The 13909-nt window shown below is 72.9% G+C and carries 11 protein-coding genes; 8 read left to right on the plus strand and 3 right to left on the minus strand.

The genetic code is table 11. The annotated features are described in order from the left end of the window. Positions 1 to 39: 39 nt before the first annotated feature. A complete protein-coding gene (locus ABGB16_RS00585; RefSeq protein ID WP_347665933.1) occupies positions 40 to 2082 on the minus strand; it encodes a protein kinase in 2043 nt (680 codons plus the stop codon). 94 nt (positions 2083 to 2176) lie between these two features. Here ABGB16_RS00585 and ABGB16_RS00590 point away from each other — a divergent pair, with 94 nt between their 5' ends. The 5 genes from ABGB16_RS00590 to ABGB16_RS00610 all read left to right on the plus strand — a co-directional run bounded on the left by ABGB16_RS00590 (position 2177) and on the right by ABGB16_RS00610 (position 7095). Beyond that, positions 2177 to 2389 carry an acyl-CoA carboxylase subunit epsilon gene (locus tag ABGB16_RS00590; RefSeq protein WP_347665934.1) on the plus strand — a complete coding sequence of 71 codons (213 nt, stop codon included), beginning with the start codon at positions 2177 to 2179 and terminating at the stop codon, positions 2387 to 2389. An 88-nt stretch (positions 2390 to 2477) separates the two neighbouring features. Next, on the plus strand, positions 2478 to 2939 hold the full coding sequence (locus ABGB16_RS00595) for a hypothetical protein (RefSeq protein ID WP_347665935.1): 462 nt from the start codon (positions 2478 to 2480) through the stop codon (positions 2937 to 2939). A gap of 1414 nt (positions 2940 to 4353) precedes the next feature. Next, positions 4354 to 5517: a S8 family serine peptidase gene (locus tag ABGB16_RS00600; protein ID WP_347665936.1), complete on the plus strand. Its 1164-nt coding sequence runs from the start codon at positions 4354 to 4356 to the stop codon at positions 5515 to 5517. 257 nt (positions 5518 to 5774) lie between these two features. After that, positions 5775 to 6431 carry a Maf family protein gene (locus ABGB16_RS00605; protein ID WP_347665937.1) on the plus strand — a complete coding sequence of 219 codons (657 nt, stop codon included), beginning with the start codon at positions 5775 to 5777 and terminating at the stop codon, positions 6429 to 6431. A 10-nt stretch (positions 6432 to 6441) separates the two neighbouring features. Further along, complete coding sequence (locus ABGB16_RS00610) at positions 6442 to 7095, plus strand: O-methyltransferase (protein WP_347665938.1); 654 nt, start codon at positions 6442 to 6444, stop codon at positions 7093 to 7095. A gap of 212 nt (positions 7096 to 7307) precedes the next feature. On the opposite strand, the gene ABGB16_RS00615 is transcribed toward ABGB16_RS00610, so the two are convergent. After that, positions 7308 to 8696: an MFS transporter gene (locus tag ABGB16_RS00615; protein WP_347665939.1), complete on the minus strand. Its 1389-nt coding sequence runs from the start codon at positions 8694 to 8696 to the stop codon at positions 7308 to 7310. A gap of 259 nt (positions 8697 to 8955) precedes the next feature. Here ABGB16_RS00615 and ABGB16_RS00620 point away from each other — a divergent pair, with 259 nt between their 5' ends. Continuing rightward, positions 8956 to 10707, plus strand: coding sequence for a biotin carboxylase N-terminal domain-containing protein (locus tag ABGB16_RS00620; RefSeq protein ID WP_347665940.1), 1752 nt, complete (start codon positions 8956 to 8958; stop codon positions 10705 to 10707). 62 nt (positions 10708 to 10769) lie between these two features. Here the strand turns inward: ABGB16_RS00620 and ABGB16_RS00625 are convergent, their stop codons facing one another. Next, positions 10770 to 11666, minus strand: coding sequence for a LysR family transcriptional regulator ArgP (locus tag ABGB16_RS00625; RefSeq protein WP_347665941.1), 897 nt, complete (start codon positions 11664 to 11666; stop codon positions 10770 to 10772). A gap of 85 nt (positions 11667 to 11751) precedes the next feature. Here ABGB16_RS00625 and ABGB16_RS00630 point away from each other — a divergent pair, with 85 nt between their 5' ends. Together ABGB16_RS00630 and ABGB16_RS00635 are read left to right on the plus strand one after the other, a co-directional pair. After that, a complete protein-coding gene (locus ABGB16_RS00630) occupies positions 11752 to 12348 on the plus strand; it encodes a LysE family transporter (protein WP_347666051.1) in 597 nt (198 codons plus the stop codon). Positions 12349 to 12417: 69 nt separating this feature from the next. Continuing rightward, complete coding sequence (locus ABGB16_RS00635; protein ID WP_347665942.1) at positions 12418 to 13857, plus strand: GuaB1 family IMP dehydrogenase-related protein; 1440 nt, start codon at positions 12418 to 12420, stop codon at positions 13855 to 13857. The last annotated feature ends 52 nt before the right edge of the window (positions 13858 to 13909 follow it).

The raw sequence follows: 13909 nt of genomic DNA on the forward strand, positions 1-13909 counted from the left end.
CTTTCGCACCGGCCCGAATTCCCCCAGGCCGGCCCGTCGTCAGTCCTTCCTGTCCGGCTCGAAGTTCTGCGCGATCAGCTCGAACTCGTCGAGGTTGGCCTCCCACTCGGAGGCGGCCACCTCCCAGCGAATGGCGTAGCCGCGGTTGCTGGCGGTCACGAAGCCCCGGTTGCGGACGTGGATCCGGGTGTTGTCCCGGGTCTCCAGCCACTCCCAGTCGGCACAGGTCTTCCAGAACCCGTCGACGCTGCGGATGCTCAGGTACTTGTAGTCGTTGACCCTGTTCTTCCGGTCGGGCTCGATCGCCCGCCACGCGGCGGCGGCGTCGCGCTGCGGCGTGCTGGTCCGGTCGATGACGACCTCGCGGACACCGTTCGGCTCCCGAAACTGCACCCAGGTTTTTTCCGCGCTGCGCCGCCAGCCCTCCGGCAGCGGCATCGTGAACCCGGTCGGGTCCCGGTGCAGCTTCCACCCGGCGGGCAGGACCAACCCCGTCGGGCTGGCCGACGCGCTCGGGCTCGGCGGGGCGGCGCTGGTCGCCGACGGGGCGGGCTCGGAGGTGGGGGCCGTTGACGGCTCGCCGGGCCCCGCGCTCGTGGTGGCGCCGGCCTGCTGGCCGCCACCGCCGCGATCCTCCTCGTCGCCGCCGCGCAGCAGCGGAACGGCCACCAGCAGGCCGAGCAGCAGCACCGCGACCAGCGCGCCGACGAGCAGGTTGCGGCGGCGGTTGTCGGGTCGCGTACCGGGAACGACGGCGGCCCGGCCCGACGGCGCCGGCGGCGGGCTCACCGGGGTCGGCAGCACGGAGGTCCGCCTGGCCTGCTCCCGCGGCTCCTCGGCGGCCGGCTCGACGCGGGTGTCGTCGAGCCGCACGGGCGGGGCGACCTTGGCGGTGGGATCGTCGTCCGGGCGCGACGCGGGCGGGGCGACCATGGCGGTCGGGTCGTTGTCCGAGCGCGAGGCCGGCGGGCCGACCTTCGCGGTCGGGTCGGCGTCCGGGTGTGACGCGGGCGGCTCGACCTTCGCGGTCGGCGCGGCGTCCGCGCCGTCGGCGACCCTGGCGGTCGCGTCGTCGCCGGTCGCCGCCATGCTCGCGGAACCCGGCGTGGTGGCCGGCGCATGCGCGACGGCGGACGGCGGGACCGGCCGGTCCGCGGGCTGCCCGGCGGGACGCGGCGCGGGCACGACGGCCGGTCGCGGCAGGCGCATCCCGTCCGGCTTCGGCCGGCGTACGCCCTCCAGCAGCGGAATCCCCTTGGACCGGCGCCCGGCGGCCCGGCGCAGCAGCCGCTCGGCCTCGTCGGCGTCGATCCGCTCGGCCGGGTCCTTGCGCAGCAGGCCGGTGAGCACCGACTTGAGCGGGCCGGCGTTCTTCGGCGTCGGCATCGGCTCCGTGGCCAGCGCCGCCAGCGTGGCCATCGCCGACGGCCGGGCGTACGGCGACTTGCCCTCGACGGCGGCGTAGAGCGTGGCGCCCAGCGACCAGAGGTCCGCCTCCGGCCCGGCGGTGCCGTCCTTAGCCCGCTCCGGCGCGATGTACGCCGGGGAACCGAGCACCATGCCCGTCCGCGTGACGTTGGGGTCGCCCGGGATCGTGGCGAGGCCGAAGTCGGTCAGCACCACGCGACCGTCGTCGCCGAGCAGCACGTTGCCCGGCTTGACGTCGCGGTGCATCACCCCGGCCTTGTGCGCCGCCTTCAGCGCCCCGAGCACTCCGAGGCCGATCTCCACCGCCTTGGCCGGCGAGACCGGGCCGTCGGAGGCCAGAGTGTCCTGAAGGGACTTCGACGCGACGTACTCCATGACGATCCACGGGTCGCCGTCGGTGCGCAGCACGTCGAAGATGCGGACCACGTTGATGTGGTTGAGCCGGGCGATCGCCCGAGCCTCCCGAAGGGAGCGTTCCCGCATCTCGCGGCGCTCCTCAGGGGTCAGACTGGGCGGCGGGACGAGTTCCTTGATCGCCACGTCACGGTGCAGTACCTCGTCGCGCGCCTTCCACACCCGGCCCATGCCGCCCTGGCCGAGCGGCGAGATGAGCCGGTACCGGTCGGCAACGAGTTGGGGAAGCGGGTTCGACATCGGGGGAGACGGTACCCGGAGCGCGCGCCGCGCACACCGCCGGCACGCCACTGTGCGGCGAAGGTCAAATTCTGGTACGCGTACGCTGGGGGCCATGCCTGCCGAAGAGCCGCTGTTCCGGGTGACCCGGGGCGTACCGACCGCCGAGGAACTGGCCGCCCTTGTCGGCGTAATCGTCGCGCGGACCCGCCCCGTCGCCGCGCCCGCGCCGGCCGCCGTCTCGGCCTGGGCCCGCAGCGGCCGCCCGACCGGCGCGGCGCTCGCCGCCGGTCCCGGCGCGTGGCGCGCCTCCGGCCTGCCGCGCTGACGCGGAGGCGCCGTACGGGGCTGACGGGTGTCACGGGGAGCGGTTAACCTCACTCAGGGAGACGGCGCCGTGACGGGTAGGGAGGGCCATGATCCCGGAGGAGGACCTGCCAGCGCCCTGGTTGCGTGGCTACGGCGGCATCGAGGCAGACATCCGCCAGATGCGTGAGTTCGCCGACAGGCTCCAGGCCGAGGTCGAGCGGAACTACGCGCCGCACCTGTCGCACATCGCGGACGACATGAAGGCCCCGATCCCCAACCCGGCCGACGCGTTCGTCGAGCTGGTGCAGTTCCTCCAAGCCCACAACGATACCCAGAAGGCCACCGTCGCGATGGTCTGGTCCGTCAGTGGCGCCACCGGCCACCTGGCCGCCGCCGCCGACCGGATCGCCACCCAGTACGCCGACGTCGACGCGTTCGCGGCCGCCCGCGTCTCCGACGTGGAGCATGCCCTCGCCGACCCCGGCACCGCCGCGCCGGCCCGACCCGCGCCCATCCTGCCCGATCCCACCAGCCTCGAGAGCGGGGCGGGGCGGCGGGTGCTGCCGTGATCGAGCGGGGCAGCGGCCGGACGTCCGGCCTCACCGACTGGCACCTGATGGACCTGCTCAGCATGTGGGCCTGCGTGCAGGATCACGACACCACCGGGCACTGGAAGCAGGTCGCCGGCTGGCGCAAGGTCTGCGACCTCGCCCAGGCCCACCTGGGCCGCCTCCAGGAGTACCGGCGCGGCCTGGCCGAGGCGTGGCCGCCGGCCACCAACGCCGCCGCCCGGACGTACCTCGCCGAGCTGGACGACCTGATCGAGAAGGTGCAACACACCCACGACGCGGCAGCCGCGAACTACGACGCGCTCGCCGCCGCCACCCGCGCCATCAGCAGCGCCCGTGTGGAACTCAAGCCGCTCTACGAGGCGTACGTCGACAAGCTCCAGCAGAAGCGGACGTACGAGGCGACGCTCGCCGACCCGAAGGCGTTGATGGGCAGCCGGATACCCGACAAGCCGGTGACCGACGCCGACCTGGAACGACTCAACGTTCAGGCGCGGAGCCTGATGTACGGGTTGAGCGGCGAACTACAGCAGGCACAAGTAATGCTCCGCCAACCCCCACCGGCGTCGCCGCGTCCAGGACGACAGCCAAACGATCCTGACACTTACGCGAACGGCAGCGTCCCAGTCATCCCGCCTATTACACCGATCGCCCTTACCGCACCAAGCGGGTCAGCTTCGTCAAGTCTGCAGGCCATGAGCACTCGGCCCGCGTTATCCACTCCGGCCAGGTCTCAGACAGGGCGCGCCGTGGGCTCTGGACCGATTCTTGGGGGAGTTAGTGCAGGACTTCCACCTTCGGCGGTTCCCCCTGCCACGACGCCGCCTGTTACCGCTAGTAACCCCATCGGGCCAATGCCGGCCATACCGCCAGCCTTGCCAGGCAACGGTTGGCCAGGGCGCGGCGGCACAGCAACCAACCAAACGGGCGGCCAACGGCCTGAGATCATCAGCCGCCCGACCGGAAGCGGCAATGGGGGGCCGAATCCCCCAGCCGCACCATCGCGGCCTTTGCCGTCGAATGGTTTGATCGGCGGTGTACCTGGAATGGGCCTTGGCCAACCGGGCGGGCAGCCTCAAACTCGGCGGGTCAACCCAATTGGTGGAGTGATCGGCGGCGGGGCTGGCACCTCGCCCACGGGTTCGGCCGGTTCTCATCCTGGCGCCGGACGAGGACCCAGCCTCCTCGGGCGTCATGCTGCACCTGCAACGGGTGACGTTTTCGGCACAGGTCGCCCATCATCACAACACGTAGCATCTCCGCTTCGTGATACAAGTCGACACCAAGAGAATGACGGCTCTCACGTCTGGGACCCTGACCAACCTTGGGCTGTCAATAGGGGCGTCCCCCCGGTTGTTCGCCCTTCCGACGAACCGGGCCCCATAGATCCAGGACCTGCAATCGGGTTCAATCGGTGATCCGCCTCCTGGCAACAGCGCTCCTGATCGCATATGCACTGGTCCCATCAGTCGGCATCGATGGGTATATGCAACCCTACCCACAACGCGACGGGGTCACTCGCATACGAGCCGACCAATGGCATCTCGGCTATTTGCAGGTTCCGACTGCCCAAAATATCTCTCAGGGTGAGGGAGTTGTAGTGGCGGTCCCGGACACGGGCGTGGACGAGCACCCCGACCTGACACACAACCTGATTGAAGGAACCGACATCGTTCCAGGAGGCAACGGCGACGGTCGCGCGGACAGAAACAGCCATGGCACCAGCATGGCCGGCTTGATCGCCGCACATGGCCAAGGCAGCCGACTTGGCGCACTCGGCATTGCACCTGAAGCAAAAATAATGCCAATCATGTCCTCAGCAGCAAATAACATGGGCAGCGCTGACGACTTAGCCGCAGGGGTTGAATATGCCACCACCCACGGCGCGGACGTTATAAGCATATCCAGCAGCGGAGGAACGAGCGTTAGGCTAATCCAAGCGATCAAGACCGCGATTGCCGCAGACATCGTTGTGGTGGCAGCAGCCGGCAACTCACCAGAGGATACCTTTGTTGGATACCCTGCCACCGAGGAAGGGGTGCTAGCAGTTGGAGGTGTCGACCGCAACGGGGTACACGCGCCGGTCTCGGTTGTCGGCAGGGAGGTAGACATTGCCGCTCCTGCTGTTGACATCTACAGCACGAGTTACGACGGGAAATACTCCAAGGGCACCGGCACCTCCAGTGCTACCGCGATCGTCGCTGGCGCTGCTGCCCTCGTCCGCTCCAAGTACCCCGACCTTCCTGCGGAAGAGGTCGTGCACCGGCTCACCGCCACCGCCGTCGACAAGGGTCCGCCCGGCCGGGACGACGAGTACGGCTACGGCGTCATCGATCTCGTCGCGGCCCTGACGGCAGACGTACCGCCGCTGGGGTTCGAGTCGGCGGCGGCCAGCGCTCCGGTCGACGGCGGCGGGACCACGACGGCGGCTGCGGAGCCAGCCGATGAGGGTGATGGTGGGGCGACGGCTCGCGGTCTCGCCACGCTGGGCGTGATCGTGGCGGCTGGGGGGGCGTGGGCACTGATCGCGCGCCGTCGTCGGCGCGGTGACGACCCGCCTCCACGCATCAGCAGGTGACCAGAGTCCACGTCAGCCGGCCGAGGCGCTCTCCCCCGGCACCATGGCGGCGACATCGCGCCATCCCACTCGCCGGACACCGCCACATCGGCGACATTGGGCCATCCCGCGGTCTGGATACCGCCATGTCGCCGACATGGGGCGCAGCGCCGGCCCCCGCCCGGGCGGGCGGGCGATCGGGCGGGCGGGCGACCCGCCAAGGGGGCGTCGGGGTACGGACCACCAAGCGCCGTGGATCAGCCGGTAGCGTCGGCGGGGTGCCGAACTCGATGCCGCTCCGTCTCGTGCTCGCCTCGGCGAGCCCTGCCCGTCGCAAGCTTCTTCAGGCCGGCGGGATCGAACCCGACGTGCTGGTCAGCGGGGTCGACGAGTCCCAGGTGGTCAGCGAACGGGCCGAGGACCTGTGCCTGGAGTTGGCCCGGCTGAAGGCGCAGGCGGTCCTCGACCGGCTGCGGCCGACCCCGGACGCGCGGACGCTGGTGCTGGGCTGCGACTCGGTGCTCGGTTTCGACGGCGAGATCCTCGGCAAGCCGGCGGACGCGGCGGACGCGACCCGGCGGTTGAGGCGGATGCGTGGGCGCAGCGGGGTGCTGCACACCGGCCACTGCCTGATCGACGTGACCAGTGCGTCCCGCGCCGAGGCGGTCGCCTCGACCGTCGTCCATTTCGGGGACATCAGCGACGACGAGATCGACGCGTACGTCGCGACGGGTGAGCCGCTCGCGGTGGCCGGTTCGTTCACGATCGACGGGCTGGGCGGGGCGTTCCTGAACGGTATCGAGGGCGACCCGGGGACGGTGGTCGGGTTGTCGCTGCCGCTGCTGCGCCGGCTGCTCAGCGAGCTGGGCCTTCGGATCACCGATCTGTGGACGAAGGTCGCGCCCGGGGGCCAGTCCGTCGAGCCGCTCGGTTAGCGTCCATTTCATGACGACCAAGACGCTGCCGCTGACCCCGGAACTGCACGAGTACGTCGTCGCGCACGGATCTACGCCGGACGACGTGATGCGCGATCTGGCCCAGGAGACGCGCGCCGCGCTGCCCGAGCAGGCGACGATGCAGGTGGCGCCCGAGCAGGCCGCGTTCCTGACCTTCCTCACCCGGACGCTCGGGGTGCGGCGGGCGGTGGAGGTCGGGACGTTCACCGGGCTGTCGGCGCTGGCCATCGCCAGGGGGTTGGCCGAGGGCGGCCGGTTGACCTGCTTCGACATTTCGGAGGAGTACACCGGCATCGCGCGGCGGTACTGGGCCCGGGCCGGCGTCGAGGACCGGATCGACCTGCGCATCGGCCCGGCCGGGGACACGCTGCGCGAGCTGCCGTACGAGCGGCACCTGGACCTGGCGTTCATCGACGCCGACAAGGTCGGGTACCCGGTCTACTGGGCCGAACTGGTCCCCCGGATGCGCCCGGGCGGGATGATCGCGGTCGACAACACGCTGCGCGGGGGTCGGGTGTTGGCCCCGCAGAACGCCGACGACCGGGCGATCGCCGCGTTCAACGACGAGATCATGGCCGACGTCCGGGTCGACGTGGTGATGCTGCCGATCGCCGACGGGGTCACGCTCGCCCGCGTCCGCTGATCGCCCACCCACGGGACTCCAAGCCGCCATGTCGGCGACGTGGGGCCTTCACGCCCCGAGGACACCGCCATGTCGGCGACATGAGGCCTTCGCCGCCCCCGGGACACCGCCATGTCGGCGACATGAGGCCTTCGCCGCCCCAGGGACACCGCCATGTCGGCGACATGGCGGGGGCCCGAGGCGCCCCACCAGGGCGCGAGCCCCCGCCCCGGTCAGGCGCCCACCGGGGCCGGTGCCGGGGTGTCGGTCGTACGGCCGGACCGCAGCGCGCGGCCGAGCCGCAGGGCGAGCAGCACCGCCGCCGCGATGAAGCCGGGCAGCAGCAGGAAGGCCAGGTGCGGGCCGACCATGTCGGCCACCCAGCCGAGCGCCACCGGCGCGATCCCGAAGCCGACCGCCATCGAGTACGACGCCCACCCTGCCGCCTTGTCGGCCGCCGGCCCGGCGACAGCCAGGGCGATCGAGATCGCCAGCGGGTAGTGCAGCGCGTTGCCGAGGCCGAGCACGACGAGTCCGCTGACCGCCAGCCAGCCGATCGGCGCCGTCCAGAAGACGGCGAACCCGGCCAGGGAGGTCCCGAGCGCGACCAGCAGCAGCGGCACGGGCGGGTAGCGCAGGGCGGCCCGGCCACCGACCAGCCGGCCGAGGAACATCCCGGAGACGATCGCCGCGACCGCCGCCGAGGCGACTCCGGCGCCGAGCCCGGCGTGCGAGCGGAGTACGTCGGCCGTCCAGAGCGACAGGCACACCTCGATCGATCCGGTTGCGGCCATCAGGAGCCAAGCGATCCAGTACGCCCTGGGCAGCGGTCCGCGCCCGGCGCGGGGCGCGACGGCCGGCGCGGTGGAGGGACCGGCCGGAGCGGCGGAGGAAGCAGCCGGAGCAGCGGAAGAGGCAGCCGGGGCAGCGGAAGAAGCAGCCGGAGCGCTGGAGGGAGCAGCCGGAGCGGCGGAGGAAGCAGCCGAGGCAGCGGAAGAAGCGACCGGGGCGGTGGAAGAAGCGACCGGGGCGGTGGAAGAAGCGACCGGTGCGGCCGTGCCGGGCAGCCGTACCCGGAAGGCCAGGGCGGCGAGGGCGACCAGCGCGATCAGGCCGACCTCGACGGCCATCACCGGCCGCCAGCCGAGCCCCGCGTCGACGGTCGACCCGATGACCAGTGGGGCGAGGATGCCCATGCCGGCGCAGGCGGCGTTGGCCTCGGTGAGGGCGGCGGGCGCGGCCGGGCCGTGGTGGGCGGTGAGCACGACGTTGACCCCGCTGACGACCATCATGCCGAAGGTGGCGATCACGATGACGGCGGCGAGGGTGGCGGGCATTGTCCGGAGTGCACCGAACGCGGTGACGCCGGCGGCGACCCCGGCGAGGCCGAGCCAGGTGGCCGGGCCCCGTCCGACGCGGCGGGCGACCGGAGCGAACAGCGCCCCACCGAGCATCGCGCCGACCGCGATGGCGGTGCTGTGCAGGCCGGCGACGGCGGCGCTGGTGCCCTGCTCGTCGCGCAGCAGCGGGACGACGGGGCCGAAGCCGTACAGGAAGAAGCCCCACAGTCCCAGTTGGGCGTAGACCAGCCAGGTGATCTTGTCATGGGCGAGACGGGGCACGCTCGTTACGCTACGCGCGCCGCACCGGCGCCCCGCGCCTGGTGAGAGGCAACTCCCGCGGTTCCGCTCGGGGCGAGAGGGGGCGCCGTCTCCGCCGGAGGCGCCAAGAAGGGGCCCCTCCTTGCCCGGTTCGGCGGGCGTCCGGGCAGACCGGCGGGCGGCTCGGGCGGGCGACGAATCCCACACTGAGCGATCGTTAGGGCCGGCGAGGGTGGCCGATACACTCCCGGTCAGTAGCCTCCCGGGGAGGAGCCCCAAGATGCGCAAGGTACTCATCGCGAACCGCGGCGAGATCGCCGTCCGCGTCATTCGCGCCTGCCGCGACGCCGGGCTGGGCAGCGTCGCCGTCTACGCCGACTCCGACCGGGACGCCCTGCACGCCACCCTCGCCGACGAGGCGTACGCCCTGGGCGGCGACACAGCCGCGGACAGCTACCTGCGCATCGACAAGCTCATCGAGATCGCGGCCAAGGCCGACGCCGACGCGGTCCACCCCGGCTACGGCTTCCTCTCCGAGAACGCCGACTTCGCCCAGGCCGTCATCGACACCGGGCTGACCTGGATCGGGCCCACCCCGCAGGCGATCCGCGACCTCGGCGACAAGGTCACCGCCCGGCACATCGCCCAGCGGGCCGGCGCTCCCCTGGTCCCGGGCACCCCGGACCCGGTGGCCAGCCCGGACGAGGTGATCGCGTTCGCCGTCGACCACGGCCTGCCGGTGGCCATCAAGGCGGCATTCGGCGGCGGCGGGCGCGGGCTCAAGGTGGCCCGCACGATGGAGGAGATCCCGCAACTGTTCGAGTCGGCCACCCGCGAGGCGGTCGCCGCGTTCGGCCGGGGCGAGTGCTTCGTCGAGCGGTACCTGGACAAGCCCCGCCACGTCGAGGCGCAGGTCCTCGCCGACCAGCACGGGAACGTGATCGTGGTCGGCACCCGGGACTGCTCCCTGCAGCGCCGGCACCAGAAGCTGGTGGAGGAGGCCCCCGCGCCGTTCCTCACCGACGTCCAGCGCGCCCAGATCCACGGCTCCGCCAAGGCCATCTGCCGGGAGGCCGGCTACCACGGCGCCGGCACGGTGGAGTACCTGGTCGGCGCGGACGGCACCATCTCCTTCCTGGAGGTCAACACCCGGCTCCAGGTCGAGCATCCGGTCACCGAGGAGACCGCCGGCATCGACCTCGTCCGGGAGCAGTTCCGCATCGCCGACGGCGAGAAGCTGCGCCTGACGGAGGACCCGATTCCGCGCGGGCACTCCATCGAGTTCCGGATCAACGGCGAGGACCCGGGCCGCAGCTTCCTGCCCGCCCCCGGCACCGTCACCGCGCTGCGGCTGCCCACCGGCCCCGGCGTCCGGGTGGACACGGGCATCTCGGCGGGCGACGTGATCGGCGGCAACTTCGACTCGCTGCTGGCCAAGGTGATCATCACGGGCGAGACCCGTACGGAGGCGCTGGAGCGGGCCCGCCGGGCGCTGGACGAGATGGTCGTCGAGGGCATGGCCACCGCGCTGCCGTTCCACCGCCTCGTCGTCCGCGACGAGGCGTTCACCGCCGAGCCGTTCGCCGTGCACACCCGGTGGATCGAGACGGAGTTCGACAACACGGTGCCGCCGTTCGCCGCCGCCGCCGGCCCCGCCGGGGCGCCGGCCGAGCGCGAGACCGTCGTGGTCGAGGTGGGCGGCAAGCGGCTGGAGGTCACCCTGCCCGCCGGCCTCGGCGCGGGTACGGCCGCCGCGGCGCCCACCGGGAAGAAGCCGGCCCGCCGGGGCGGCGGGGCCAAGGCCGGCGCGGCGGTCAGCGGCGACACGCTCGCCTCCCCCATGCAGGGCACGATCGTGAAGATCGCCGTCGCCGACGGGGACACGGTCGCCGAGGGCGACCTGGTGGTCGTGCTGGAGGCGATGAAGATGGAGCAGCCGCTGCACGCCCACAAGGCCGGTACGGTCAGCGGCCTGTCCGCCGAGGTCGGCGCGGTGATCTCCGCCGGCGCCGCGATCTGCACCATCGCCTGAGGTCTGCGGGCCCCTCCGCGCGGAGGGGCCCTTCCCCGTCCTGGACGGGCTCAGCGACGGGCTCAGCGGAGCGCCTCGGCCGCCGCCGCGTGGACGGCGTCGGTCAGCGCCCCCAGCACCACCGAGTCCAGCCGCCAGTGCTGCCAGTACAGGGGGACGTCGACGGTCCGGCCGGGGTCGAGGTCCACGCACGCCCCGCAGCCCAGGTCGACGGCGGCGAGCTGTTCGGGTACGAGGCCCCAGCCCAGCCCGAGCCGGATCGCCTCGCTGAACGCGGGCACGGACGGCACGTAGTGCACGGGTGGGTCGAGTTCCCGCCCGGTCACCGATCGCAGGAACCGGTGCTGCACCCGGTCCTTGCGGTCGAAGACGAGCATCGGCGCCCCGGCGAGCGCGGACGCGGTGAGTCCGTCGGGGAACCAGCGGTCGACCAGCGCGGGGGTGGCCAGCGCCCGGTAGCGCATGGCGCCCAGCGGGCGTACGCGGCAGCCCTGCACCGGCTCCCGCTGGGCGGTCACCGCCGCCATCACCGAGCCGTCCCGGAGCAGTTCGGCCGTGTGGTCCTGGTCGTCCTGGCGGATGTCGAAGGACAGTGCCAGCTCCCCCGGCAGCCGGGCCAGCGCGCCGAGGAACCAGGTGGCGAGCGAGTCGGCGTTGACCACCACGGGCACCCGGGCCCGGGTAGGGGCGCCGCCCAGCGGGCTGCGCGCGTCGGCCAGCGCCTCGCGTTCCAGCAGGACGAGCTGACCGGCGAGCCGGAGCAGGGGGCGACCCGCCTCGGTCACCCGGCACGGCCGGGCGCGGCGGACGAGGACCTGCCCGACGGTCTCCTCCAGCGCCTTGATCCGCTGGCTGACCGCCGACTGGGTGACGTGCAGCAGCCGGGCGGCGGCCTCGAAGCTGCCCTCGCCGGCCACGGCGGCGAGCGTACGGAGCTGGGTGGAGTCGAGCCCTTCCATCAGCTCAGCTTATGAAACGTCAGAAAGTTCAGTTGGACGGGGCTTACCGTCCGGTCGTAGCGTCGCCGTCGTGCCGTACCCCGACCTGATCACCTCGGCGGCAGCCGGGTTCTCCGTCTCCCTCGCCCTGATCGTCGCGATCGGGGCGCAGAACGCCTTCGTGCTGCGCCAGGGCCTGCGGCGGGAGCACGTCGCGCCGGTCGTCGTCGCCTGCGCCGCCTCGGACGCGCTGCTGATCGCGGCCGGTGTGGCCGGGGTCGGCTCGGTCGTCGCGGACCGGCCGGCGCTGCTGGCCGCCGTCCGGTTCGGCGGGGCGGCGTTCCTGCTCTGCTACGCGGTGCTCGCGGCGCGCCGCGCGCTGCGCCCCGACGCGCTCGTGCCGACCGACCGCCCGGCGGCCTCGCTGCGGGCGACCGTCCTGGCCTGTCTCGCGTTCACCTACCTCAACCCGCACGTCTACCTGGACACCGTGCTCCTGGTCGGCGGGATCGCCCAGCAGCACGAGCACCGGTGGGTGTTCGGCGCGGGCGCCGCGGCGGCCAGCGTCGTCTGGTTCACCGCGCTCGGCGCCGGGGCGCACCGGCTCGCGCCGCTGCTCGCCCGTACCGCCGCCTGGCGGGTGCTCGACGGCGCGGTCGCCGTCGTCATGGCCGGGGTGGCGGTGGCGCTGCTCGTGGGGTGAGCCCGCGGCGGCGGTGTTTTCCGCGGCCATCGGGCGGCGGGGACGCGGGGCAGCAGGAATGATGGCCCGGTGCGCTTCCTTCACGGCGCGGCTCCCGCGCACGACCTGACCTACAACGACGTCTTCATGGCCCCGGCCCGCTCGGAGGTCGGCTCCCGGCTGGACGTCGATCTGGCCACCGCCGACGGCACCGGCACCACGATCCCGCTGGTGGTCGCGAACATGACGGCGGTGTCCGGCCGGCGGATGGCCGAGACCGTGGCGCGGCGCGGCGCCATCGCGGTGATCCCGCAGGACATCCCGATCGAGGTGGTGGCCGACGTCGTCGCCTGGGTGAAGCGGCGGCACCTGGTGCACGACACCGCGATCACGCTCGGCCCGACCGACACCGTCGGGGACGCGATCCACCTGCTGCCCAAGCGCGCGCACGGCGCGGTGGTCGTGGTGGACGACGACGGCCGGCCCCTCGGGGTGGTCACCGAGGCGGACACCGTCGGGGTGGACCGGTTCGCCCAGCTCCGGCACGTCATGTCGACCGAGCTGCACACGGTGCCGGCGGAGGCGGACCCGCGTACCGGGTTCGACCGGCTCTCGGCGGGCCGGCGGCGGCTCGCGCCGGTGGTCGACGGCGAGGGCCGCCTGGTCGGGGTGCTGACCCGGCAGGGCGCGCTGCGCGCGACCCTCTACAAGCCGGCGGTGGACGGCCGCGGCCGGCTGCGGATCGCGGCGGCGGTCGGCATCAACGGCGACGTCACCGGCAAGGCCGCGGCGCTGCTGGAGGCGGGGGTGGACACGCTGGTGGTGGACACCGCGCACGGCCACCAGGAGCGGATGATCTCCGCGCTGCGGGCGGTCCGCCGGCTCGACCCGGGGGTCCCGGTCGCGGCCGGCAACGTGGTCACCGCCGAGGGGGTACGCGACCTGGTCGAGGCGGGCGCCGACATCGTGAAGGTGGGCGTCGGGCCGGGTGCCATGTGCACCACGCGGATGATGACCGGCGTGGGCCGCCCGCAGTTCTCGGCCGTGCTGGACTGCGCGGCGGCGGCCCGCGAGTTGGGCCGGCACGTCTGGGCCGACGGCGGGGTGCGGCACCCCCGGGACGTCGCCTTGGCCCTCGCGGCCGGCGCATCGAACGTGATGATCGGATCCTGGTTCGCCGGCACGTACGAGTCGCCGGGCGACCTGTACACGGAGGCGGACGGCCGGCGGTACAAGGAGAGCTTCGGGATGGCCTCGGCCCGCGCGGTCAGCGCCCGGACCGCCGACGACAGCCCCTTCGAGCGGGCCCGCAAGGCGGTCTTCGAGGAGGGCATCTCCTCCGCCCGGATGTACCTGGACCCGAGCCGGCCCGGCGTGGAGGACCTGATCGACGAGATCATCGCCGGGGTGCGCAGCGCGTTCACGTACGCCGGCGCGCGCGATCTGGCGGAGTTCCACGAGCGGGCGGTCGTCGGGGTGCAGAGCGCCGCCGGCTACACCGAGGGGATGCCGCTGCCGACGAGCTGGTGAGCACTGGGTGACGAAACGCGCCGCGGGCAGTGACTTGACCGCGGCGCGTACG

Origin of the sequence: Micromonospora sp. B11E3 (genome assembly GCF_039871625.1) — a bacterium.
Lineage (GTDB): Bacteria > Actinomycetota > Actinomycetes > Mycobacteriales > Micromonosporaceae > Micromonospora.

Bases quoted from the DNA above. Each gene is read 5' to 3' on its own strand.
- ABGB16_RS00610 (WP_347665938.1), top strand. From the start codon at position 6,442: ATGACGACCAAGACGCTGCCGCTGACCCCGGAACTGCACGAGTACGTC.
- ABGB16_RS00595 (WP_347665935.1), top strand. From the start codon at position 2,478: ATGATCCCGGAGGAGGACCTGCCAGCGCCCTGGTTGCGTGGCTACGGC.
- ABGB16_RS00585 (WP_347665933.1), bottom strand. From the start codon at position 2,082: ATGTCGAACCCGCTTCCCCAACTCGTTGCCGACCGGTACCGGCTCATC.
- ABGB16_RS00590 (WP_347665934.1), top strand. From the start codon at position 2,177: ATGCCTGCCGAAGAGCCGCTGTTCCGGGTGACCCGGGGCGTACCGACC.
- ABGB16_RS00625 (WP_347665941.1), bottom strand. From the start codon at position 11,666: ATGGAAGGGCTCGACTCCACCCAGCTCCGTACGCTCGCCGCCGTGGCC.
- ABGB16_RS00620 (WP_347665940.1), top strand. From the start codon at position 8,956: ATGCGCAAGGTACTCATCGCGAACCGCGGCGAGATCGCCGTCCGCGTC.